The following is a 22,166-nucleotide window of genomic DNA, read 5'->3' on the forward strand; positions in this document are numbered from 1 at the left end:
GTGTAGTCTCGCTGACTACGCCTTTTTGCTGATTCCATTACGTCCTCCTGAAAAACAGATCAGAAGGTGTAAACCTTATTCAGGACGGGACACAGGCATAAAAAAAGGACCTCTGAAAAGAGGTCCTTTTGTTTTTCCATGCTTCAGCGCAACGATTGCTCAGTTCTTCACCGTTTCCTCAAGAGAGAAACGTCCCAGTGGATTCTGCTGGAAGTTTTCGATGTTCTTGCGCGAAATGTTGATGTAAGGGCTGTAGTAAAGGTCGATCCAGTTGACGTCATTTTTGGCGATCTTCTGCAGGTCGACGTACATCTGTTCACGCTTGGCCGGGGCCGCTTCAATGCGGGCAGCCGATACCAGATCCTTGACCTTGTCGTTCTTGTAGCGGGTCATGTAGTTCATGTTGGTGTCGTGGCCCAGAACGAACGTGGTCTTCTGGTCCGGGTCGAGGATGTCGTTGGTCCAGTACATCACGGACAGGTCGTAGTCACCGTCGACCAGCATCTGCCAGCTCTGGGTGGGGTCAACCTTTTGCAGGGTGGCGGTCACACCGACGGCTGCCAGTTGCTGTTGAACCAGCACCGCAATCTGCTCATCAGCTTCGTTACCGGCATTGACCACGTAATTCAGCTTCATGCCCGCTGCGCCGGCATCGATCAGCATCTGCTTGGCTTTGACCGGGTCAAACGGACGCTTCAGGTTGTCGGCGTAGTGGTAAAGCGAGCCTTTGGGGATGTAGGAGTAAGCCTCCTGGCCATGGCCGAAGGTCACGGTATCGACCACCGATTTTTTGTTGATCGCCATGTCCAGTGCCTGACGTACTTCAGGCTTGCTCAGCAACCCGTGCTCATGGTTGATCAGCAGGTGATCTTCCCGAGTGGAAGGGTCGGAGTGGATGGTCAGGTTGGGATCCTTGCGCAGCGCATCGACTCGCGAAAACGGTACGAAGATCGCGGAGTCCAGCTCACCTGCCTGCACCTTGAGCATCCGGGTGTTGTCGTCCGGAATGGAAATCCACTCCACGCCATCCAGGCTGACCTTGTCGGCCTGCCAGAAGTGCGGGTTCTTTTCCAGCTTCACGCGATCGCCGCGCAGCCATTCCTTGACAAAAAATGCCCCTGACACCACTGGCTCCTGAGCATAGGCATCTTCGCCCATGCGGGTCATGGCCTTCTGCGAGAGCACCGACACGGTCGGCGAGGCCAATTGCGAGAGGAACGGTACCGACGGGGTAGTCAGGGTAACGACCAGGGTCTGTGGATCGGCCGCTTTCGCCGTGTCGATCAGTTTGTAGGCATCGCTCCACAGCGAGGCCTTGTTATCACGAGTGCGCAACAGACTGAATGCCGCATCTTCGGCCGTGATCGGCGAGCCGTCGGAGAATTTCGCCGCGCGCATTTTGAACGTGTAGGTCAGGCCATCGTCGGAGACTTTCCAGCTTTCAGCCAGGCCGGGCTCCATCTTGCTGCCGGCCTTGTTGACCCGGATCAGTGTGTCGTAGACATTGGAAAATACCCAGGTATCGCGGTTTTGCGCGCTTTTGATCGGGTCGAACGTGGTGCTTTCTTCACGGCAACCGATGGTGAGTACACCCGCCGCCTGGGCAATGCCGCTGGCAAGGGTACAAGCGGTCAATGTGGCTGCGGCGAGCAATTTCAAATGCCTGGATCTCATGGTCAAACTCCTTCTTGATGAGTACGTGGTTTTTTAAAACAGAGGCTCCTCGAGCACGCAGTCGTAACGGCGAGCGTCGAGTTGACGGGTAGGGGGCGCCACCTGGCTACAAGTGGCACGAATGTAGCGACAGCGTGGGTGAAAGGCGCAGCCGGATGGCAACTGCAAAGGGCTGGGCGGTTCACCGGGCAAAGGGTCGGTGGGTAGCGCCCGGGCCGGATCGATTTCTGGAATCGACTGGATCAGCGCGGCGGTATAGGGATGTCGCGGGGAGCGAAATACTTCTTCCACCGGTCCTTCTTCCACGATCTTGCCCAAGTACATCACCGCCACTCGATCACAGAGCCGGCGAACGATCGCCAGATCATGGGCAATGAACACAATCGCCAGGTTCATGCGCTGGCGCAGCTCCAGCAGCAAGTTGATGATCTGCCCCTGGATGGACACGTCCAGCGCGGCCACGCATTCATCGGCGACGATCAGGCGCGGCTCCACGGCCAGCGCACGGGCGATCCCGACACGCTGGCATTGGCCACCGCTCAAGGCGTGCGGTTTGCGGGAGGCCAATTCGGGGCGCAGACCAACCAAAGTCAGCAGTTCATCGACACGGGCGGCAATCAGCGATTCCGGCACTTTGCGTTGTACCCGGAGCACTTCTGCCAGGGTCTGGCCGATGCTAAGGCGTGGATTGAGGGCGGCATAAGGGTCTTGGAAAACCATCGCTGTCTCATGACGCAGTCTCTCGATATCGATCTTCCCGGCATGGGCCATGTCGATGCCGTCGAACAGCACCTGCCCGGCGTAAATCTCGTTGAGGTGCAGGATCGCCCGCCCCAGGCTGCTTTTACCGCTGCCCGACTCGCCGACCAGCCCGAGCGTTTCTCCAGCCGAGAGGGTCAGCGAGACGCCGTTGACCGCCGTCAGCCATTGCCGGTTCATGCCCAGCAAACCAGTGCCCGGCGCGGCGAAGCGCACATGCAAATCCTTGACCTTGAGCAGGGTCATGAGCGGTCTCCGGCGGCCAAGGGGTAATGACAAGCGATGCGGTGTCCATGGCTGACCGGCTGCAAACCCGGCATCAGTGTTGTGCATCGGTTGCCGATTTGCTGGCAACGCGGATTGAAGCGGCAACCCTGGGGCAGGGCGTCGAGCAGGGGCGGTTGCCCGGCGATGGTTTTGAGCAATGCGTGACCGTGACTGGTGGCCGGTTGACAGTCGATCAACCCCGCGGTGTAAGGGTGGCGTGGATGGGCCAGCACCTCGTGCTTGTTGCCGTGCTCGCACAAGCGTCCGGCGTACATCACCGCAATCGAGTCGCAGGTCTGCGCAACGACCCCCAGGTCATGGGTGATCATGATGATCGACAGGCCACGCTGGTCACGAAGATCCAACAGCAGGCGCAGGATCTGCGCTTGCACCGTGACGTCGAGGGCGGTGGTCGGTTCGTCGGCGATCAGCACGTTCGGGTTGCAACCCAGTGCCACGGCGATCATCGCTCGCTGGCGCATGCCGCCGGAGAATTCGTGAGGGTAACTGTCGACTCGTCGCTGCGGATCGGGAATGCCCACCTGACGAAGGACGTCGATGGCTTGAGCGCGGGCTTCACGCTTGCTGGCGCCTTGGTGCAGACGAATACCTTCGCCAATCTGCTCGCCGATGCGCATCAACGGGTCGAGATGGCTGCTGGGGTTCTGGAAAATCATCCCCAACTGACGCCCACGCATGCGACGCATGCCGGCCTCGTCCAGGTGCAATAGATTTTCCCCGGCCAGTTGCACGGCGGTGCCTTCGACACGCAGGTTCGGCGACGGCAACAGTCTCATTAAACCGCGACAAGCCAGGGTCTTGCCGGAGCCGCTTTCTCCCACCAGTCCGAGCACTTCACCCTCGGCCAGGTCAAAGGACAAACGATCCACCAGCGTCACCTCGTGCTCACCCTTACGGGCGATAACGCTGAGCTCCTCGACCTTCAGCACAGGCGCACTCACGAGCGTTCACCCAAGTGTTCGGCAACAGCATCGGCCAACAGGCTGAAGCCCATGGCCAGGGTGACGATCGCCAATCCAGGGAAGGTGCAGATCCACCAGGCGGAAGTAATGAAACTCTGGCCTTCGGCGACCATCGTGCCCCACTCGGCGGTCGGTGGTTGAACCCCGAGGCCGAGGTAACTGACCGCTGCGCCATTGAGCAATACCAGCACCGCATCGGACATGGAAAACACGATTGAACCGAACATCGCGTTCGGCAGCAGGTGCCTGAACAGAATGCGCCCATGACCGAAGCCGAGGCTTTTGGCGGCCAGGGCAAAATCGCTTTCCTTGAGTATCAGGATCTGCGAGCGGATCAATCGTGCGTAGGACACCCAGCCCACCAGTGCCATGGCGATATAGAAACTCATCAGGCCGGGACCGAGGATCGCCATGATCGCCAGCATTAACACCAGGAACGGGAAGGCCAGGATGATATCGATCAGGCGCATGCAGAACGTGTCGAAACGCCCGCCGATGTAGCCGGACAAAGCCCCGACACACGTGCCGATCAGAAACGGGAAAATCACCCCGATGACCGCCAGCTGCAAGTCGATGCGGGCCGACCAGATCACTCGGGACAAGACGTCGCGGCCAAAATTGTCGGTGCCGAAAGGATGGGCCAGATGGGGCGCCAGCAAGCGAATATCCGTGTTTTGGGCGATCGGATCGAAGGGCGCGATCCAGGGCGCGAAGATCGCCAGCACCAGCCAGCCGAGCAGGATTGCCAGGCCCAATCCCATTGCCAGTCGAGGGTTACGCAAACCCAGGCGCAGGTTCAGTCGGGGGACCGTCGTTGCCTGGCTGCTCATCGGATCTTCACCCGTGGATCGATAGCGACTGTCACCACATCGGCGAGAAAGTTTACCGCCACGGTGGCGCAGGCCAGCACCATCGCTACGCCCTGGACCACCATATAGTCACGGGTGAAGATGCCTCGGACCAATAACTGGCCGATCCCGGGAATGGCGAACAGACTTTCGATGACCACCGTGCCGCTGATCAGCCAGCCGATATTCACCGCCAGCAGGTTGACGGCGGGTACGAGTGAGTTGGGCAGTACATGGCGACGAAACACTACGTCTTCAGACAGGCCGCGAGCCCGGGCTGCCGTGACATGGTCGGCTTGCAATTCCATCAGCATGCTTGCCCTCAGGTTACGTATCAATACCGCCGATAACGCCAGGGCAATGGTCAGGCAGGGCAGGACCATGTGGTGCAGTTTGTCCGGCCAGGAACGGCCGTAGCCGGAAACCGGAAACCAGCCCAGTTGTACGCTGAATAGCAGGATCAACATGATCCCCAGCCAAAATGCCGGCATGCCGAGGCCGGCGGTGGTGAACAGGCGGATCAGGTTGTCGCTCCAACCGCCCTTGTTACGGGCCGCAACGGTGGCCAGCGGCACCGCGATCAACATGGCCAGCAGCACGCTGCCAAGCACCAGAAACAACGTGGGCTCGATGCGCGTGCTGATCAGTTTCAAGGCGTCGACCTTGTACAGCAATGACTGGCCGAGGTCGCCATTGAACAGGTTTTTCAGGAAGTAGAAGTACTGCATCCACAGCGGCTGATCGAGGCCGAACTGAGCGCGCACCCTGAGCAGCCCCTCTGGCGTGCTGCGCGAACCGAGCAGGGCGCGCGCCGGGTCGCCGGGAATCGAGCGCACCAGCACAAACGTGATGAGACTGATGCCGAACAGCACCGGCAGCAGCTGCAGGGGGCGTGACAGGATGAAACGGTAACGCGACAGATTCATCGACTAACCTCGGTGCCGCTGGAGGAAATCCAGTAACACCGGAAAGTAGGCGTGAGGTTCTTCGTAGAAGGGCATGTGGCTGCTGTTGGGGAACACATGCAGTGCCGCATCCTTGAGTGCCATTTTCATGCGCATGGCACAGGCCGGCGTCAGTTCGTCGTGCTGGCCGGTGGTAATCAATACCGGCATGGTGAAGTCGGCCATTTCCTGGAGACGGTTCCAGTTTTTCAGGTTACCGACGTAGAGAAACTCGTTTGGCCCCTGCATGGTTGTGTAGGGCCCCATGTTCCAGTCGCTCAGAGAGCGCGTGACCGGCGCCGGCCACTCGTCCAGTCGGCAGACGTGGCGATAGTTGAGGAGGGTGATTGCCGCTTGGTATTGAGGGTGATCGAGGGTGCCCATGGCTTCATGGCGCTGCATCATCGCCACGGTTTCGCTGCCAAGAGCACCACGCAGACGCTCCAGTTCCTGAGACAGGTGCGGGATATCGCCTACGGTATTTTCCAGAATCAGGGTTTTGAGTGCATGAGGGTGGTAAATGGCATATTCGATCGCCAGCCAGCCGCCCCAGGAGTGCCCCAGCAAATGCACCCGGCCCAGGTCGAGGGCCTGCCGGACGGTTTCCACCTCAGCGACATAACGGGAAATATCCCACAGGGATGGGTCTTGAGGTCTGTCAGACGCGCCGGTGCCGAGTTGGTCGAAGGCGACCACGCGCAACCCCTTGTCCTTGAGCCAGCCATGGGCGTCACGCAGATAATCGCAGGGAAGCCCCGGGCCTCCATTGAGGCACAGCAGGACCTCATCGCCCTCGCCAAAGCTGTAAACCACCAGATTGTGGCCGTCGACTTCAACGTTATAGTGCTGGTCCGGTTCGATTTCACGCCACATCGCACTCTCCCTTTATGATGCTGGCCGGTTCGGACGCTGACCAAATGGCTCAACCTTACTGAGTAAGTCATGCGCCCAAAAGCTAGTATTTCGTATAGGTTTTGTCTGGCAGTCCCGCGCCGAGGCGTGGCATTCTACGTGCTGAATTTCAGGATTGAAATTAATTAGGGAGCGCAATGGATGCAGACCAAGCTAGCAGACCTCAATCCCCGTCTGTTATCGGGCAAGAGCCTGGATGAGCAGATGGACAACGCCTTGCTATTGGCCGAGGAGCTGGGCTTTGATGCTTTGGTGTACGACTACAGTCCGGTGCCGCTGGACCATGAAGGCAATTTGATCACGCCCGCGGTGCTCAAACTGCGCAACACGCCAGCCGATTGGCATACGCGTTGGTGTGCAGAGGGTTACTACCAGATCGACCCTGTCCAGCAGGTAGCACTCAATCGTGTTTCACCCTTTGTCTGGTCCTATAAACCCGGAACTGACACCCTGTTGGAGCCGGTCATCAGTCAGTGCCATGCGCCAGTGGTGAATTATCTGGAAGACGCGCAGATGACCTGTGGTGTGTCGGTCCCGATTCATCTGCCCAGAGGCGGCTTTGCCTCCTTGACCGGGCTGCGTATCAGCAGCAGCAGTGTCCTGTGCGATGCCCGGCGGACCCTCGCCGATTTCAGCCTGATTTCCCATGCCTTGCAGGAAGCGGCCTATCCGTTGCTTGGCAAGGAGGCGCACACACCTCCCGTTCATCTGACCAAACGTGAACGCGAGTGCCTTAAATGGGCGGCTGAGGGGCTGACCGCCGCCGAGATTGCCAACCAACTGAATCGTTCATTGGCCACCATCAGCCTCCATCTGACCTCGGCCATGCATAAACTCGGGGCCAAGAATCGGGTCCAGGCCGTGGTTCGGGCCACCCACTATCGATTGCTCGATAGCTGAAACAGGGCAAAAACCTATCTATTTCTCTAGTTATTTTGAAGGTCTGATCCCGCTATCGTGTGCCGTACGGTTTTTCAGGGGCGGCACGAAGAAATGGAATCTATCGGAACTCGCGAAGGCTTCGCACCTTTTGGTCCTTATCAGACCTGGTATCGCGTCACAGGTCACTTTGACGGCAAAAACACGCCGCTGGTGATTCTGCATGGCGGCCCGGGCTGCACGCATGATTACGTCGATGCCTATAAGGACATCGCCGCGAGTGGGCGGGCGGTGGTGCATTACGATCAACTGGGTAATGGTCGCTCGACCCACCTGCCGGAAAAAGACGCCTCGTTCTGGAACGTGGCGCTGTTTCTCGAGGAGCTGGACAACCTGCTGGATCATCTTCAGATCAGCGACAATTACGCACTCCTGGGGCAATCCTGGGGCGGCATGCTCGCCAGCGAACACGCGGTACGGCAACCTGCGGGACTACGGGCCTTGATCCTCGCTAATTCCCCGTCGGACATGCGCGTCTGGGTTCAGGAAGCCAACCGTTTACGTCAACTGCTGCCTGCCGGTGTCCATGAAACTTTGCTTGAGTACGAACGGACAGGGGATTTTCAAGCGGTCGCCTATCAGGACGCTTCGAGGGTTTTCTACGACAACCATGTGTGTCGCGTCATTCCCTGGCCCGAAGAAGTCGCGCGTACGTTTGCCCAGGTCGATGCCGATCCCACCGTTTACCATACGATGAGCGGGCCGACGGAATTTCATGTGATAGGCAGCCTGAAAGACTGGACCATCGTCGACCGCTTGCCGCACGTCAACGTGCCGACGCTGGTGATCTCAGGTCGCTACGATGAAGCAACACCGACGGTGGTCAGACCCTTTCTGCAGCAGATCCCGAATGTTCGTTGGGCGTTGTTCGAGAATTCCAGCCATATGCCCCATGTCGAGGAGCGGGTCGGCTGCATGGGGACGGTGGTGAGGTTCCTGGATGAGTGCTTGAGCGGGGCGATGGCTGGCGATCGCAAGCTTGAAGAGCTCCCACTCTGACTCGTGTCTTTCCTGTCCCGGGGCATGAAGAATCCACCGTCGCGCTTGCAGATGCCCGGCGGCTTCAACGAAGGCTTTTCGACATGCGCCCTATAGGCCTGTCGTTCAACTTCAGCCGTTAGCCTTCATCCTGTTCGGCCTGCCGGGCGAACCATTGCATGATCGGCAAGCAAGCCGGATGCGAAGCGGCCGAGGGTTGCGGGCACAACGAATAGACCCCCCGGGTCTTCAAGGGTTGGCCGAACGGGATGACGAGCACACCACGACCGATGGATTCCGCTGCCAGGGTCATATCGGTCACGGCCACCCCCAAACCTCGCGCCGCAGCATCAAGTGCCAACTCGTCGAGGTTGAAGGGGATGTGCCTGTAGGCCTCCAGCGACTTGCCGGCATTGGCTGCCAGCCAGTCAATCCAGGCTTGTTTGTCTGCTGAGCGATGAAGCAGCGGGAAGTGTACGAGATCTTCTACCGACGCCAGTGGTTGGGTTGCGCTGGCCAGGTTCGGGGCGCACACCGGCACCAGCGCCTCCTCGAACAAGGTCAGGCAATCAGGATCGCTGGACGGCTCGGGCAGATAGAGGATGTAGGCGTCGCTGTCGCTCGCCGGCTCGACGATCTCCGTCGCGACGGTTTCGATCGACAAGGATACGTGCGGGTGAAGCCGGTAGAAATCGCTCAGCTTGGGCAGCAACCAACGAACCGCCAGCGACACGTGCATGCGTATGCGAAAGGGGCGCTTGTGCGGAGAAAGCCGATCCTCGAGCGTCTTCAACTGCTCGAAAATATTCCGGGCGCTGCCAAGCACCTGTTCGCCTTCTGAAGTCAGTCGAATGCTGCGGCTGCTCCTCACGAACATCGGTATGCCGAAGTGACTCTCCAACTGCTGAATTTTTCGGCTCACTGCGCTTTGGGTCAGGCAGAGCTTTTGCGCCGCTTGGGTGAAACTGCCCGAATCAGCGACCTCCACCAGTGCCTGCAAGGCTTGAAGAGAGGGTAGGTGGCGAATTTTATCCATGCGTTTTCAGAATGTCTCAATGATTTTATAACGTTGGTTGTAGGGGTGTGGACCTTATACATTCTAGCTCTGGCCGCCGTCATATCAAACAGCTCATGCGATTAGTGCATGCAGGAGGATAGAGGCGGTTGGCAGAACGACAGTCAAATCGAGGTGACGCATGGAAAATATCTGTGGCTGGATTGCGCAAGCTGGAAGTTCGGCCGGTCGCGCGCGGCTGAGCGGCACGCAAAAAGCCGATTGGCTGGTCATCGGTGCCGGCATCACCGGCCTGTGTGCCGCTCACACGTTGGCGCAAATGCACCCTCAGGCACGCATCGTGGTCGTCGACAGACAGCGAGCAGCGCAAGGGGCTTCGGCGCGCAACTCAGGATTCGTGGTAGCCCACGAACATCCGGGCAATGATGAGCTGATTGGCGGTGAGGGGTTCGCTGGCTTCGAAATCGACACCTCAATTTCACGGGCCGCCAGCGAGGAAGTACGCCAGCGCATTGCCCGGCATGACATCGCGTGCGACTTCAGGGACTGTGGCTATTACTTTGCGGTCAGCGATCGCGCCAAGCTAACCCATGTCGAGGCCAAACTGGCGACGCTACGAGCCCTCGGTGCCTCTGCGCAGTTTCTGCAAGGTGACCAGCTGAGCCAGAAACTGGGTACCCGGCATTACCAGGCCGCGATCTGGTGTGGCCATGGCAACGCATTGCTTCAACCGGCGAAATACGTGAAGGGCCTGCTGAATGCGCTGCCGGACACCTTGACCCTCTACGAAAACACCGATATCACCGGCCTGGAGCGTTTGGGCCAAGGGCGTATTCGCGCTAATGGCATCGATGGCAGCATTGAGGCCAAGCAGGTGCTGGTTTGCTTGAACGCCTTCATCCCGCGAGCGGGGATCGATGACAGCGCGACGTTCCCGATGGAGCTCAGCGCCAGCCTCACGCGGCCGCTCAGCGACGAAGAGTTCCGAGCCTTCGACGGTGTGGAGCCTTGGGGTGTGCTGTCCACCCGTCCACTCGGCGCCACGGTGCGGCTGACCCCGGATCGCCGCGTGATGATCCGCAATACCGCGGAATACCGCTCTCGGGATTTGTCCGACAGTGATCTGCTGATCCGTCGAAAGCACCATGTGCTGGGCCTGCAACGACGTTTTCCGTGGTTGACCGAGCAGGATATTCAATACACCTGGACCGGACACCTGAGCGCCTCACGCTCCGGGCAACCTTATTTTGCCAAGGTCGAAGAGGGGCTGTTCGCCGTCGCCGGATGCAATGGTTCTGGGGTCGCGCGCGGCACGCTGTGGGGACGGCTGCTCGCGGAACTGGCGTCGGGTGCCAGCTCGCCAATGTTGCAGTCGGTCATGCACAGAGCGAAACCCGGCTGGCTCCCGCCCCGACCATTGCTCGATATCGGTGCCATGCTTCGAATGCGCGTGGAGGCGGTCAGGGCCAGAACAGAAATCTAAAACAACCACAAAAAACAACAAATCCAGAAAGCCACAAAATAATAAAAGCCCCTGAAAAAGGTGATTGAACATGCGCGTCAACAATATTTCCCTGATGGTACTGCTCACGGCGCTTTCGGCAGCCAGCCACGCCGCCGAAACCGTCAATATTTCCAACTGGAACGGCTACATTGCCGACGATACCTTGACCAATTTCACCAAGGAAACGGGGATCAAGGCGACTTACGACATTCACGACAGCAACGAGGTCCTGGAGTCAAAACTGATGACGGGTAACACGGGTTATGACGTGGTCAGTCCTTCGAACCATTTTCTGTCCAGATTGATCAAGGCAGGGGCCATTCAAAAGCTCGATAAAAGTCAGTTGCCCAACTGGAAAAACCTGGACCCGGCGCTGATGAAAAAACTGGAGGTCAACGATCCAGGTAATCAGTACGGTTATCCCTACATGTGGGGCACCGCGGGTATCGGCTACAACGTGGAGAAAATCAAAGCGATATTCGGCAACACCGATGTCACCCGTTCCTGGAGCCTGTTCTTTGATGAGAACAACATCAAGAAACTAAGCGAATGCGGTGTGGCGATTATCGATAACCCGACGCAGATCCTGCCGATCACCCTCAATTACCTCGGACTGCCGCCCCATAGCCACGAGCCTGCGGACTATAAGAAGGCCGAGCAGGCGTTGCTCAAGATCAGACCCTACGTCCAGTATTTTCACGCCTCCAAGTACATCAGCGATCTGGCTAATGGCAATGTCTGCGCCGTGATCGGTTTCAATGGCGACGTGGTGCAGGCCGCCGCGAGCGCCAGGGAAGCCAACAACGGGATTGAAATCGCATATTCGATCCCTGACGAAGGATCGACCCTTTGGCTCGACATGGTCGTCATGCCAAAAAGCGCGCCGCACGAGAAGAATGCTTACGCTTACATGAACTACCTGTTGACCCCTCAAGTCATTGCCAATATCAGCAACAGCGTCCATTACGCGAACCCCAACATCGCGGCGGATGACTATGTTGTTCCGGCCGTGAAGCAGGACCTGGCGATTTACCCGCCAAACCATGTGATGGACAAGTTGTTTACCGTAGAGGATCTGCCTGCTGCCATCGCGCGGCTGAGTACTCGTCTGTGGACCAAGTTGAAAACCAATACATAACGACCTGTGCACCTCGGGTTGCGTTGCAGAGTGGCGAGCGAGCTTGCTCGCGTTGGGCTGCGTAGCGGCCCCAAAAATCTGGCGGTGATTGCCGATTTTCGTGAGTGCTACGCACTCAAGCGGGAGCAAGCTCCCTCGCCACAGGTTTCTCACTGACTCAAAACGTTCTTAAGTGAGTAGATCGGAGTGCGGGAGGGCTTCCTCGGACTTCGTTTTCAAGCCGCCGGCATTTGCTGGCGGTGGTAGAGGAACTCGAGGACCGTCGTGCGATAGCGGTGGTACTCGGGGTCGTTGGCCAGCACCAGGCGATTGCGCGGTTTTGCCAGGCCAACGCTAAGGATCTCACCGACGGTGGCCGCCGGCCCGTTGGTCATCATCACGATGCGGTCAGAGAGCAATACGGCCTCATCGACATCATGGGTGACCATCACCACGGTGCTCTGAGTGGCGGCAACGATACGCAGCAGCTCGTCCTGAAGGTGCGCGCGGGTGAGGGCGTCGAGTGCGCCGAAGGGCTCGTCCATCAGCAGTATTTTCGGCTCCATGGCCAGCGCGCGGGCGATGCCGACACGCTGCTTCATGCCCCCGGAAATCTCGCTGGGGTGCTTGTGCATGGCATGCTCAAGACCGACCATGGCCAGCGCCGCCTCGGTCCGCGCCTTCAGCGCGGCCTTGTTTTCGCGTTTGCCGAATACCTTTTCCACGGCCAGGTGCACGTTACCGAAGCAAGTCAGCCAGGGCAGCAGGCTGTGGTTTTGAAACACCACTGCGCGCTCAGGGCCGGGACCGTCGATTTCGCGACCGTTACATATCAAGCCGCCGCCATTGGCTTCAAGCAGACCGGCGATCAGGTTCAGCACGGTGGATTTGCCACAGCCTGAATGGCCGATCAACGAGACGAACTCGCCACGTGCGATGCTCAGGTTGACGTTGCTGAGGGCCTGGAAGCGGCCTTTTTTGGTGTCGAAGTGCTTGCTGACCTGGGTCAGCTCGACGAATTTAGTCATCTCGGTTCTCCTGCATCGGGTAAGCGTCAGGTGCGGGCAACCCAAACACCCGCGCGGGCGTCGGTTCAGTTGGTGTAGTCGAAGCGTTTGGCGATCCACAACAGGCCCTGCTCGAGCAGCAGGCCGACCAGACCGACGATGATGATGGCGATGAGAATGTGCTCGACATTGAGGTTGTTCCATTCGTCCCACACCCAGAAGCCCAGACCGACACCGCCGGTGAGCATTTCTGCGGCGACGATCACCAGCCACGCCACGCCGATGGACAGGCGAATGCCGGTCATCAGATGCGGCAGCACCGAAGGAAACAGGATGTGGGTGAACACCTTCCATTCGCTGAGCTTGAGCACCCGCGCGACGTTCAGATAGTCCTGCGGCACGCTGGCGACCCCCGCGGCGGTGTTGAGAATGATCGGCCAGATCGAACTGATGAAAATCACCCAGATCGATGCCGGGCCGGCGGCCTTGAACACCAACAAGCCGATCGGCAACCACGCCAGCGGCGAGACCGGACGTAGCAGGCTGATGATTGGCGCGAACATACCGCCGAGGAAGGCGAAGCGGCCTATGGCGAAGCCCAGCGGAATACCGAGCAGGGCGGCGAGGCCGAAGCCGATGCCGACCCGGCCAAGGGAGGCCAGTACGTTCCAGCCGATGCCCATGTCGTTCGGACCGTTGTCGTAGAAGGGGGCGCTGAACAGCTCCAGGGCTGAATACCAAGTAGCGAGCGGACCGGGCAGGCCCTCACTGCGTGCGGCTATAAACGCCCAGACGGCGAGAAACAGGGCGATACCCAATACTGGGGCAATGCCATCCCTGGCGCGTTGACGCAACCCGCTCAGGAGGGGAGAGCGACGCTCTGGCTGGGTACTCGCCGTAGTGGTGGGCGGCGCTGGCAACTTGAGGGGTGCGTTCATGGCGGGTTACTCCGGTCAGGCTTTGATGGTGAAGGAGTTGGCATAGGCGGCCGGATTGGAGCCGTCCCAGACCTTGCCGTCGATCAGGGTGCTACTGCGCAGCGGACTGCCCGGTACAGTCAGGCCAAGCTGGCTGGCGGCTTCGCCGTAGAGTTTTGTCTGGTTGATAGACTTGGCCACACCGGCGTAGTCCACATCCTCCTTGAGCAGGCCCCAGCGACGGAACTGAGTGAGGAACCACATTCCGTCCGACAGGTAGGGATAGTTGACGCTGCCATCCTTGCAGAAGGACATCGCATGCTCGTCCGTCCATTGCTTACCTAACCCGTCGTCGTAGTGGCCGAGGAAGCGTTGTTCGATCACTTCGACGGGCGCATTCACGTAGGCCTTGCCGGCAATCAGTTGGGCGGTGCTTTTTTTGTTCTCTACGCTGGCCTCGATGAACCGGCTGGCGTCGAGCACCGCCATGGTCAGCGCCCGGGCGGTGTTGGGGTATTGCTCGACGAAGGCACGGGTGGTGCCAAGGATTTTCTCCGGGTGATCGGGCCAGAGTTTCTGGGTGGTAAGGGCGGTGAAGCCGATGTTGTCGGCGATCGCCCGGGCGCCCCAGGGCTCGCCGACACAGAAACCGTCCATGTTGCCCACGCGCATGTTGGCGACCATCTGTGGCGGTGGCACCACGATGGTCTTCACATCGGTCAGCGGGTTGATGCCGAGGCTGGCGAGCCAGTAATTGAGCCACATGGCATGGGTGCCGGTGGGGAACGTCTGGGCGAAGGTGGCGTGCCACCTTGCTTGACCTTGGCGGCCAGTTGCTCGCCATTGGTCACGCCCGCTTGCTGCAGCTGTTTGGAGAGGGTGATCGCCTGGCCGTTCTGGTTCAGTCCCATGAGCATGGCCATATCTTTCTGCGGCCCGCCGATGCCCAGTTGCACGCCATAGATCAGGCCGTAGAGCACATGGGCAGCATCCAGTTCGCCGTTGAGCAGTTTGTCGCGCACGCCGGCCCAGGACGCCTCTTTGCTCGGCGTGATAGTAAGACCGTATTTTTCGCCGAAACCCTGGGTTGCCGCCACCACGACTGACGCGCAATCGGTGAGGGGAATGAAACCGACCTTCAGCGCAGCTTTCTCCGGCGCGTCGCTGCCGGCAGCCCAGACCGCGCTGCGCAGAAAGCCCGGCGCGACGACATCGAGGGCGGCGATCCCGGCGACGGTGCCTGCCGTCACCAGGGATTGCTTCAGGAAGGTGCGCCGGCCGGGGTGTACCGGATGTTGCGAGTCACGCTCATCAGTCATAACCACATCCTTTTTTTAGGGGCAAAAAAAACGGCGTGCGCCAGGCACCCTCGATAGAGGGACCTGACGGACGCCGTTGTCCGGAAAGTGCAGCACGCCGCCATTGGCGTGCCGCATGAGTCTGTTAGTCAGTAATAGCAAAGGGCTTGCCAAGTTTATGTCCGAGTTTTTTTATGCGAAAAAAATCAATTGGTACAAAGGCTTGAAGTGGTTTTGTGATGTTTTCTAAAAAGATATCGAAGGGGGCGTAGAGCCGGGGGAGAGCGAAGCACTGATCGCTTTTTGGGCAGCTTGGGTGCGAGGTGAACTAAAACAGCTCTCCTGCGCACCGTTGCGTAGTCGAATGGAGGTAAGCCTCAGCCCAGATCCCGGCGGATGGCGTCGAGGCGTTCGTCGAGCAATGGGGTGAGCAAGGCGTAGCACTCCGCTGGGGAGATGGACACTGTCGTTGTACCGATCAGGCAGCGTTGCAGTCGTTCGAGCGCGTTGTGCAGCGAGCGGGGGGCATGCCTGAGCAAGCGCTCGTGCAGGTACTGCAATTGAACAAGCATTTGCAGTGGGCAACTCTGATGGGCGGCGGCGCGCACCGACAGGCCGCGCAGCCGGCCCAGGTCTTCCAGCTCCCAACAGCGCTCGGCGATGCTCGGGGACTGCAGATTAAGCGCGCAGCGCCGCAGTTCGAGGTTCTGGATGGCGCCGAGCAGGTCTTGCAGCAACCGGCAATGGCCCTCGAAATCCGCTGGCTCGCGACGTAACGCGTTCCAGGCCTGGCACTGTGCGCTATACGGCCATTCTTTCCAGCGTTGGTCGAGCGAATGACCCAGTGCCTGGCAACGTTGCTGTGCCTCGCGGGTGGTCTGTCCGCCGAGACCACGATGCTGCTGCAGACCTTGCAACAGGTCGAGACCCAGCAAAAGCATCTGTCTGAGTCCTGCGTCGTTTTGTGGCAGACGGGTTCGTCGGGATTGCCCACCATCGAGTGCGGTGGCGAATTGTAGGTTCATGGGCGGTTTCCGACGGTGAGCTGGTTTAGATAATGGGTCAGGTCGTGCAGCGCATGGGTCCGCGTACTCTGCTCTTGCACCGCGGCATTGACCTGTTGCAACTGTTCGCTGAGGGCATGATTGGCATGCTGGTGCTCGCTGAGCGCCTGTTGCATGGCGCCGAGGTGTTGCAGATTGATCTGACTATGTTGAGCCAGGTCGTCGAGGTTGGCGGCGAGTTGCTCGCTCTGTTGGCTACCGGCTGCCAGCAGGTCGCGGTGTTCCTTGACCTCGCCATCCACTTGGCGCACGGCCATGGCGATCGCGGTCGCGGCTGTGGTGATTTCATGGGTAGCCCGGTCCGTGGCTTGGGCCAGGCTGCGGACCTCATCGGCGACCACGGCGAAACCGCGACCGTGCTCGCCGGCACGGGCCGCTTCGATGGAGGCATTGAGTGCCAACAACTGGGTCTGTTTGGCCAGTGCCTGAATGCTATTGACGGTGCTTTCTACCGCGCTAGTGCGCTGCAGCAATGCTTCCACGGCGTGTGCGGTATTGCCCAGGCTGTGCTGAATGGCGCGCATGCTGTCACCCACTGAGCGCGCTTCCAGACAACCGGTTTCGCTCATGGCATGGGCGTTGGCGAAGGCTGCCAGCGCGCCCTGGGCCAAGGCATCGATGCTGTGTAAGGTCTGATCGATTTGCTCGCTGGCGGCGGCGATCATGGCGATTCGTTGGCTCTGTTCCTCACCTTGGTCGCGGGCCTGTTGAGACATTTGCTCCAGCGCACGACTGGCGAACTGTACTTCGCTGCGCAAGCGTTCGTTGTTGCGCAGTTGCATGCTGGCGGCCACCAGTAGCGTCGCTGGGTCGGCATCCCGGGAGCTGCGCAGCAGTTGTGCAAGTTCAGTGTCCCAGAATATCTGTAGATGGCGTTGATGACGCTCACGAAGATGCCACGCGCACCCCAGATAGAGGACGCCAGGTAACAGGGTCAGTGCGCTTGCTGGCTGTTCGGCCAGTGCGAGACCGCAGGCCCCGAGGGCCAATCCGAGTGGTAACCAGAGGCCGATCCTGCTGCGTTCAAGCAGGGCCATGCCAGGGTCGAACAATGACCGCAATGCAATGCCAGCAGGGCGTGACTTGCCGACACCGCTGTGCGCAGGCGCGATGGCATGACCCGGGGGGAGCATTCCTTGAGCAGGCATGAGGATTTCCTTTTATGCCGGGGTGAAAGCAAAAACGGCGCACGCCCACCTGTCGCAATGCGCAGGGGAGCGGACGCCGTTGTCCGTGATGTTTGCGAAGCCATCGTCGTTGATGGCTCAAGCCTGATCAGACCTAAGCAAGTTGTTTGCCAGCCGTGCCATCGACAACTTGTCAGCCTGTCGCTCAAGCAGTGGGAGGGGTTCCATTCGATGGCCATAGGGCTGCGAAGGCAGAAAAGGCGATCAACGCACCAGTCGCGAGAATTTCCGAGCCGCAGTGCTCTGTTCTGGTTCGCGCAGGGCGTTAGAGCATGTTGACCAGAACGGTCGATCCGGCATCCCTGACAGGTCAGATTTCGTTGTTATCCCTCAGTCGAAACTGGGGCTCATGTATTGAGTTCTGCGCAGAGAAGAGATGGACAGGGTATTGCGCCATGATTAATCGCAAGTGCTCGATAGCTTCCAGGTATTTAAGATCGGCCTGCCGTCTTTTCCTCTGATACTGGGTGAACTTTTCCGCGTCCATGTGGGGCTGATCGAGAAGGTCAAGGGCGGCGTGGCTCAAGTGATAGGCGTCGCTGAACAGTTGTTTGTTACGCTCAAGCGCCAGATTCAGGCAGGCTATCGCTTGATCGGAAGTTATCGTACCGTTCATTGTTGCGACCTCTTTTATGGGGGTGTTCCTGGATTTTTGGTAATGCCTGGCTCCGGTGAAAAGCGGTTGGGGCCTTTCAAGAAAACCGGTCGAGTTGCGACTATCTACCGCGCCGCCACACCTTGAGGTAGTCCACGCTGAAGATGGAGGGCAGATCGGCGTCGTCGACAACGCCGAACCAATTCCACATGGCCTCGCTGTCAAAGAGGATATGCATGGGGAAGAACCAGTGGGTGTTCTTTGCCTCGCGCACCAGTACGCCGTCGACGTACCAGCGCAATGTGTCGGGCTGCCAATCGAAACCGTAGATATGGAATGCGCTGGCCAGCCGCCAAGGGCTGATCCAGCTGCTGCCATCGCTCAAATGCTCGGTGCTTTGCGGCGTGGCCCAAACGTGGGCGTTCATGTTGTACCGACGGTCGAAGGAGGCGTTTTTGGTTTTTCCGCCGATTTCGAAAATATCGATTTCCGTGGCATTGTCGGCAAGCCCCGTCCATGCGAGCCAAAAAGCGCTGGAACCTGCCGAGTCCATCGGTTTGGCGCGGGCTTCGTAGTAGCCGTAAAAACTGCGCTCAATCGTTCGGATCATCGCCGAGCTGTAACCTTCAAAGCCGAGTCTTACGTACTTTTGCGGCAAGGTTTGCTTGCGGAAAACGATGTTCAGATGGCCATCGCTCAGGTAAGCGTTGTCCGGCATGAACAGCGCCGGCTTGCGCCCGAGCGAGTCGGTGCCGGTGGCATTGTTGACGTGCCAGCGACTGGCGTTAAGGGTCGCGTCATCGAAGTCGTCGGAGAATCGTGTGTCCAGCATCCACTGGCCGGCATTGCCCTGATCGGACAGCGGCAGTCCGGTGTTGGTCCGTTCCGGTATCGTTCCCAGCGGGCCGACGCGGGTCCAGGAATCGGCAGCCTTGGGGAGGGCGACGGACCACTTGTTTGCCAGGTACTGAAATACGCGCTGCCGTTCCTCCAGGGAGGCCAGGTGCCGGTCGTACATCAGTATTTCGGCGATGTCGCCGCGCAAATGTTCGACGCTGCCGACTACGTTGCGCCCCACCGCATACGGGCCGATGGGCACGTCGTTGAGTTCCAGGACGAAGAGGGTCGGATCGTAGGCGGTGCGCTGTTGCACGCTGATCGCGAAGTTCGGCGGCACGTTGTCGTTATCGGCGATTATCGGGCGCGAACTGAACAGTCGCTGCCAGGTCTCGCCGCCGCTTTGCCCGGTTAGTCTGCGTGACACGATCAATAGGGTAACAGGGCCTTTTGCCGTACGAATGGCCTTGCCAAGGAAGGCTGAAGTACCACTCAAGCGCACCACCGGATGGCCATTCATGGCGTTCTCCACACGCTGCGGGAGTGCGGCGTCTGCGCCATTGTCTACGGTAACGTCATTGGCTTCGCCGGACTTGTCGTGCCACCGCAGGAGGTGGTTCTGGGCATCGAGGGACATTTTCGACGCGTCGGCGGCGTCGAGCCACAGCACCAGGCCGTTGGCCTGCGGCGGGGGAGTACCACCCGATGCGTTGCAAACGATCGATAGCAGGGTCGCCAAAAGCATGAACCTGCTCATATCCATTGCTTCAACGCAGGCGATGCCGCCAATCCGGGTTGGGAGTGGTACCCATGCGGGTTAGACAATTGCCATCGCCAGGTGTCGATGATCATTTGCATCAGGTCGCGCTGTGCGTACCAGCCTAGATCACGCCCGGCCTTGGTGGGGTCGGCCCAGCATTCGGCGATATCGCCGTCGCGGCGCGGTGCGAACCGGAAGGGGATGGTAATACCGGTAATGTTCTCGAAGCTGTGGATGATCTGCAGCACGCTATGGCCAATGCCTGTTCCCAGGTTCCAGACGTGGATGCCGTTTGTGTTCTGCAACGCCCGCAACGCTTTGAGATGGCCATCGGCAACGTCGAGCACATGGACGTAATCGCGCACGCACGTTCCGTCGACAGTGGGGTAGTCGCTGCCGTACACCATGAGTTCGGGCACTTGCCTCAACGCGACCCGTGTCAGGCAAGGCAGCAGGTTGTTGGGCCTGCCATTGGGGTTTTCTCCGATCAGCCCGCTTGCGTGAGCACCAATCGGGTTGAAGTAGCGCAACACCGCAATGCTCCATTGCGGATTGGACAGGCACAGGTCGGTGAGCAACTCTTCGATCAGCAGCTTGGTGCGGCCGTAGGGATTGATCGGTTTGCCTGCGCCCATGTCTTCGATGAGCGGTATCTGTCGGGGGGCGCCATACACAGTGGCCGACGAGCTGAACACCAGTTTGAAGATCTCAAACCGGGCCATCGCATGGCAGAGGTTGAGCGTGCCAACCACGTTGTTGGCGTAATAATCCAGCGGCTTGCGAACGCTTTCCTCGACGGATTTGAGGCCGGCAAAGTGCACCACGGCATCAATGTCGTAGCGGCTGAAGATATCGTCGAGCAGGTGGCTATCGCGAATATCGCCTTCAATGAAATCGACTCGTTTGCGAGTCAGATACTCCAGGCGCGTGAGCGATTCGCGGCAGCTGTTACACAGGTTATCGAGGACCAGCACCTGTCGACCGGCGTCAATCAGGGTCAGGGTGGTATGGGAGCCGATGTATCCGGCCCCGCCGGTAATCAACGTGGTTTTGTGCATGATGAGGCGTTCCTGTCACAAGGAAATTGCACGAGTCAGGAGAATGGGGTCCGGGAAGGGAAAAGGTTGTCGGGTGCGTCCTCTCAGCGGGTGGTGAAAACCGATTTGAATTCTTGCGGCCAGCGCGGATGCATCACGCTATACGCCACGGCATAACTCAGCGCGCCAACCACGATGCTGCAGATCAGGTGCAAGTAGCCCTGAACACCCAGGCGGGAAGAAACCATCAGGACGATCGCTGCCATGACGAGCGAAGCAATCACGCTGCGATAGTTGGTTTCGAAAAATCGCCGCCAGCCATAGCCGATTGCACTGTTCAACCCGCGGATTTGCAGTGGCGTGATGATCGCCATCCGGACCAGCAGGGCGAGGGCGGCGGCCATGCCGCCATAGAGGCTGCCGAAGCCATAGACCAGCGCCAGTGCCAATACGGTGGTTGCCACTTCGGCCTTGATGGTCAGGTGGCTGCAATTGACCGCGACCAGTGCGGTCGTGGCGTACATGGCGGTATTACCGATGGCTGCCGTGCACGCAAGCACTTGCAGCAGCACAATGGCCTCGGTCCATTTGGCGCCGAAGATCAACAGGATCAGATCGTGCGCCGTGAGTGCGATGCCGATGAACAGGGGGGTCAGCAGGAAGCAGCTGACGGCGGTCGAGTCGCTGATGATCTCGCGCAACCGCGATGGATCGGCGCTGCGTCGGGCAAACACCGGCAGCGCATAGCTGATCAGGCCGTGATAGATCGCCGTGCGCGGCAGATCGATGATGCGCATCGCCATGTTGAACATGCCAACCGCGTTGGTGCCGGCCGTCATGCCCAGGATGACGGTGACCCCGCGCTGTAGCGTTTGCGAACTCAGCGCATTGACGGCAACCGGTGCGCCGGCCCTCAACAGTTCGCGCAGGAGCGGGCCGTCAATGTAAAAGGCAATGCGGCGCGGGTCTGCGCGCATCAATACGATAACGGACACGAACTCCATGATCAGTGCCTGAGCAATGACCGCCCAGGCGCCCAATCCCCAGAGCGCGACAGCGATGCCGCCCACGCCACCACATACCTTGCCCAGCAGCGTGCGCGAGGCCAGCATCCTGAAGTTGCCGCTACGGCGCATTTGCGCCACATAGACCCGCGCCATCATGGTGAACAGGATTTTTACCGAGGCCACCGCCGTCATCCATTGCAGCATCGGGTGAGGCGTGTACAGAATCGCCGCGCCCGAGATGACGACGATGGACGCCAGGCTGACGAGTACCGACGCCCAGAAGGCTGTGGCGATGTGTTTGTCTTCCAGCCGCTCGAGTCGTACCAGCGGGTCTTCCAGAACCGAGGAATACATCATGCCGATCAACTCGACGATGGCAATGATGACCGTTCCCACACCCAACTCTGTGGGCGACAGCAGCCTGGCATACGCGACAAAGGTAATCATCGACAGGAAAACCAGGCCGAATTTCTCGGTGAAAATCCAGATCAATTTAACCAGACGGTGATTGGCCATG

19 protein-coding genes and 1 pseudogene are annotated in these 22,166 nt (G+C 59.3%); 5 read left to right on the forward strand and 15 right to left on the reverse strand.

What is annotated here, in order from left to right:
• Positions 1 to 159 precede the first annotated feature (159 nt).
• Genes ACQKPC_RS14690 through ACQKPC_RS14715 form a run of 6 tightly spaced genes read right to left on the reverse strand, consistent with a single transcriptional unit; the run spans position 160 to position 6,348 of the window.
• Positions 160 to 1,674 (reverse strand): ABC transporter substrate-binding protein, encoded by a 1,515-nt coding sequence (locus ACQKPC_RS14690; RefSeq protein ID WP_427625256.1) that lies wholly within the window; start codon positions 1,672 to 1,674, stop codon positions 160 to 162.
• Positions 1,675 to 1,707: 33 nt separating this feature from the next.
• Entirely contained in the window at positions 1,708 to 2,679 is a 972-nt protein-coding gene (locus ACQKPC_RS14695) for an ABC transporter ATP-binding protein (protein ID WP_427625258.1), read from the reverse strand.
• Positions 2,676 to 3,662 carry an ABC transporter ATP-binding protein gene (locus tag ACQKPC_RS14700; RefSeq protein WP_401170938.1) on the reverse strand — a complete coding sequence of 329 codons (987 nt, stop codon included), beginning with the start codon at positions 3,660 to 3,662 and terminating at the stop codon, positions 2,676 to 2,678. Before ACQKPC_RS14700 ends, ACQKPC_RS14695 begins: the two co-directional genes overlap by 4 nt.
• Complete coding sequence (locus ACQKPC_RS14705; protein ID WP_218395056.1) at positions 3,659 to 4,513, reverse strand: ABC transporter permease; 855 nt, start codon at positions 4,511 to 4,513, stop codon at positions 3,659 to 3,661. Before ACQKPC_RS14705 ends, ACQKPC_RS14700 begins: the two co-directional genes overlap by 4 nt.
• Entirely contained in the window at positions 4,510 to 5,457 is a 948-nt protein-coding gene (locus ACQKPC_RS14710; RefSeq protein WP_427625261.1) for an ABC transporter permease, read from the reverse strand. Before ACQKPC_RS14710 ends, ACQKPC_RS14705 begins: the two co-directional genes overlap by 4 nt.
• A gap of 3 nt (positions 5,458 to 5,460) precedes the next feature.
• Positions 5,461 to 6,348 (reverse strand): proline iminopeptidase-family hydrolase, encoded by an 888-nt coding sequence (locus ACQKPC_RS14715; RefSeq protein WP_427625263.1) that lies wholly within the window; start codon positions 6,346 to 6,348, stop codon positions 5,461 to 5,463.
• 180 nt (positions 6,349 to 6,528) lie between these two features.
• Between ACQKPC_RS14715 and ACQKPC_RS14720 the strand changes: the two genes are divergently transcribed.
• Together ACQKPC_RS14720 and ACQKPC_RS14725 are read left to right on the forward strand one after the other, a co-directional pair.
• On the forward strand, positions 6,529 to 7,287 hold the full coding sequence (locus ACQKPC_RS14720; RefSeq protein ID WP_427625264.1) for a LuxR family transcriptional regulator: 759 nt from the start codon (positions 6,529 to 6,531) through the stop codon (positions 7,285 to 7,287).
• A gap of 93 nt (positions 7,288 to 7,380) precedes the next feature.
• Positions 7,381 to 8,325 (forward strand): proline iminopeptidase-family hydrolase, encoded by a 945-nt coding sequence (locus tag ACQKPC_RS14725; protein WP_427625265.1) that lies wholly within the window; start codon positions 7,381 to 7,383, stop codon positions 8,323 to 8,325.
• A gap of 118 nt (positions 8,326 to 8,443) precedes the next feature.
• Here ACQKPC_RS14725 and ACQKPC_RS14730 read toward each other — a convergent pair whose 3' ends face one another.
• Positions 8,444 to 9,340: a LysR substrate-binding domain-containing protein gene (locus tag ACQKPC_RS14730; protein ID WP_427625266.1), complete on the reverse strand. Its 897-nt coding sequence runs from the start codon at positions 9,338 to 9,340 to the stop codon at positions 8,444 to 8,446.
• 160 nt (positions 9,341 to 9,500) lie between these two features.
• On the opposite strand from ACQKPC_RS14730, the gene ACQKPC_RS14735 reads away from it, so the two are divergent.
• Together ACQKPC_RS14735 and ACQKPC_RS14740 are read left to right on the forward strand one after the other, a co-directional pair.
• Positions 9,501 to 10,802, forward strand: a complete 1,302-nt coding sequence (locus ACQKPC_RS14735; protein WP_427625267.1) for an NAD(P)/FAD-dependent oxidoreductase — start codon at positions 9,501 to 9,503, stop codon at positions 10,800 to 10,802.
• A 70-nt stretch (positions 10,803 to 10,872) separates the two neighbouring features.
• Entirely contained in the window at positions 10,873 to 11,961 is a 1,089-nt protein-coding gene (locus tag ACQKPC_RS14740) for a polyamine ABC transporter substrate-binding protein (protein ID WP_427625268.1), read from the forward strand.
• A 215-nt stretch (positions 11,962 to 12,176) separates the two neighbouring features.
• On the opposite strand, the gene ACQKPC_RS14745 is transcribed toward ACQKPC_RS14740, so the two are convergent.
• The 5 genes and pseudogenes from ACQKPC_RS14745 to ACQKPC_RS14765 all read right to left on the reverse strand — a co-directional run bounded on the left by ACQKPC_RS14745 (position 12,177) and on the right by ACQKPC_RS14765 (position 17,374).
• Positions 12,177 to 12,968 carry an ABC transporter ATP-binding protein gene (locus tag ACQKPC_RS14745; RefSeq protein ID WP_008074309.1) on the reverse strand — a complete coding sequence of 264 codons (792 nt, stop codon included), beginning with the start codon at positions 12,966 to 12,968 and terminating at the stop codon, positions 12,177 to 12,179.
• Between the two features lie 65 nt (positions 12,969 to 13,033).
• The gene (ntrB, locus tag ACQKPC_RS14750) at positions 13,034 to 13,885 is read right to left on the reverse strand and encodes a nitrate ABC transporter permease (RefSeq protein ID WP_063343812.1); all 852 of its coding nucleotides are present in this window, start codon (positions 13,883 to 13,885) and stop codon (positions 13,034 to 13,036) included.
• A 15-nt stretch (positions 13,886 to 13,900) separates the two neighbouring features.
• Positions 13,901 to 15,183 (reverse strand): annotated as a pseudogene (locus tag ACQKPC_RS14755) (CmpA/NrtA family ABC transporter substrate-binding protein).
• Between the two features lie 356 nt (positions 15,184 to 15,539).
• Positions 15,540 to 16,187, reverse strand: a complete 648-nt coding sequence (locus ACQKPC_RS14760) for a hypothetical protein (RefSeq protein WP_427625270.1) — start codon at positions 16,185 to 16,187, stop codon at positions 15,540 to 15,542.
• Entirely contained in the window at positions 16,184 to 17,374 is a 1,191-nt protein-coding gene (locus tag ACQKPC_RS14765; protein WP_427625271.1) for a methyl-accepting chemotaxis protein, read from the reverse strand. The genes ACQKPC_RS14760 and ACQKPC_RS14765 overlap by 4 nt, the downstream gene beginning before the upstream one ends.
• 448 nt (positions 17,375 to 17,822) lie before the next feature.
• On the opposite strand from ACQKPC_RS14765, the gene ACQKPC_RS14770 reads away from it, so the two are divergent.
• Positions 17,823 to 18,155, forward strand: coding sequence for a hypothetical protein (locus tag ACQKPC_RS14770; protein ID WP_427625272.1), 333 nt, complete (start codon positions 17,823 to 17,825; stop codon positions 18,153 to 18,155).
• Here the strand turns inward: ACQKPC_RS14770 and ACQKPC_RS14775 are convergent.
• From ACQKPC_RS14775 to ACQKPC_RS14785, 3 genes are all read right to left on the reverse strand, one after another.
• The gene (locus ACQKPC_RS14775; protein ID WP_427625273.1) at positions 18,130 to 19,590 is read right to left on the reverse strand and encodes a family 16 glycosylhydrolase; all 1,461 of its coding nucleotides are present in this window, start codon (positions 19,588 to 19,590) and stop codon (positions 18,130 to 18,132) included. The genes ACQKPC_RS14770 and ACQKPC_RS14775 overlap by 26 nt on opposite strands.
• 8 nt (positions 19,591 to 19,598) lie before the next feature.
• A complete protein-coding gene (gene galE / locus ACQKPC_RS14780) occupies positions 19,599 to 20,663 on the reverse strand; it encodes a UDP-glucose 4-epimerase GalE (protein ID WP_427625275.1) in 1,065 nt (354 codons plus the stop codon).
• Positions 20,664 to 20,746: 83 nt separating this feature from the next.
• Positions 20,747 to 22,165: an oligosaccharide flippase family protein gene (locus ACQKPC_RS14785; RefSeq protein WP_427625276.1), complete on the reverse strand. Its 1,419-nt coding sequence runs from the start codon at positions 22,163 to 22,165 to the stop codon at positions 20,747 to 20,749.
• Position 22,166 lies beyond the last annotated feature (1 nt).

Origin of the sequence: Pseudomonas sp. NPDC089918, assembly GCF_050280605.1 — a bacterium.
Taxonomy (GTDB): domain Bacteria; phylum Pseudomonadota; class Gammaproteobacteria; order Pseudomonadales; family Pseudomonadaceae; genus Aquipseudomonas.

Excerpts from the sequence above, each read along its gene's own strand:
- ACQKPC_RS14690 (WP_427625256.1), bottom strand. The coding sequence starts at position 1,674 with ATGAGATCCAGGCATTTGAAATTGCTCGCCGCAGCCACATTGACCGCT.
- ACQKPC_RS14765 (WP_427625271.1), bottom strand. The coding sequence starts at position 17,374 with ATGCCTGCTCAAGGAATGCTCCCCCCGGGTCATGCCATCGCGCCTGCG.
- galE (WP_427625275.1), bottom strand. The coding sequence starts at position 20,663 with ATGCACAAAACCACGTTGATTACCGGCGGGGCCGGATACATCGGCTCC.
- ACQKPC_RS14705 (WP_218395056.1), bottom strand. The coding sequence starts at position 4,513 with ATGAGCAGCCAGGCAACGACGGTCCCCCGACTGAACCTGCGCCTGGGT.
- ACQKPC_RS14775 (WP_427625273.1), bottom strand. The coding sequence starts at position 19,590 with ATGCTTTTGGCGACCCTGCTATCGATCGTTTGCAACGCATCGGGTGGT.
- ACQKPC_RS14740 (WP_427625268.1), top strand. The coding sequence starts at position 10,873 with ATGCGCGTCAACAATATTTCCCTGATGGTACTGCTCACGGCGCTTTCG.
- ntrB (WP_063343812.1), bottom strand. The coding sequence starts at position 13,885 with ATGAACGCACCCCTCAAGTTGCCAGCGCCGCCCACCACTACGGCGAGT.
- ACQKPC_RS14720 (WP_427625264.1), top strand. The coding sequence starts at position 6,529 with ATGCAGACCAAGCTAGCAGACCTCAATCCCCGTCTGTTATCGGGCAAG.
- ACQKPC_RS14730 (WP_427625266.1), bottom strand. The coding sequence starts at position 9,340 with ATGGATAAAATTCGCCACCTACCCTCTCTTCAAGCCTTGCAGGCACTG.
- ACQKPC_RS14785 (WP_427625276.1), bottom strand. The coding sequence starts at position 22,165 with ATGGCCAATCACCGTCTGGTTAAATTGATCTGGATTTTCACCGAGAAA.
- ACQKPC_RS14715 (WP_427625263.1), bottom strand. The coding sequence starts at position 6,348 with ATGTGGCGTGAAATCGAACCGGACCAGCACTATAACGTTGAAGTCGAC.
- ACQKPC_RS14710 (WP_427625261.1), bottom strand. The coding sequence starts at position 5,457 with ATGAATCTGTCGCGTTACCGTTTCATCCTGTCACGCCCCCTGCAGCTG.
- ACQKPC_RS14745 (WP_008074309.1), bottom strand. The coding sequence starts at position 12,968 with ATGACTAAATTCGTCGAGCTGACCCAGGTCAGCAAGCACTTCGACACC.
- ACQKPC_RS14695 (WP_427625258.1), bottom strand. The coding sequence starts at position 2,679 with ATGACCCTGCTCAAGGTCAAGGATTTGCATGTGCGCTTCGCCGCGCCG.
- ACQKPC_RS14760 (WP_427625270.1), bottom strand. The coding sequence starts at position 16,187 with ATGAACCTACAATTCGCCACCGCACTCGATGGTGGGCAATCCCGACGA.
- ACQKPC_RS14735 (WP_427625267.1), top strand. The coding sequence starts at position 9,501 with ATGGAAAATATCTGTGGCTGGATTGCGCAAGCTGGAAGTTCGGCCGGT.
- ACQKPC_RS14725 (WP_427625265.1), top strand. The coding sequence starts at position 7,381 with ATGGAATCTATCGGAACTCGCGAAGGCTTCGCACCTTTTGGTCCTTAT.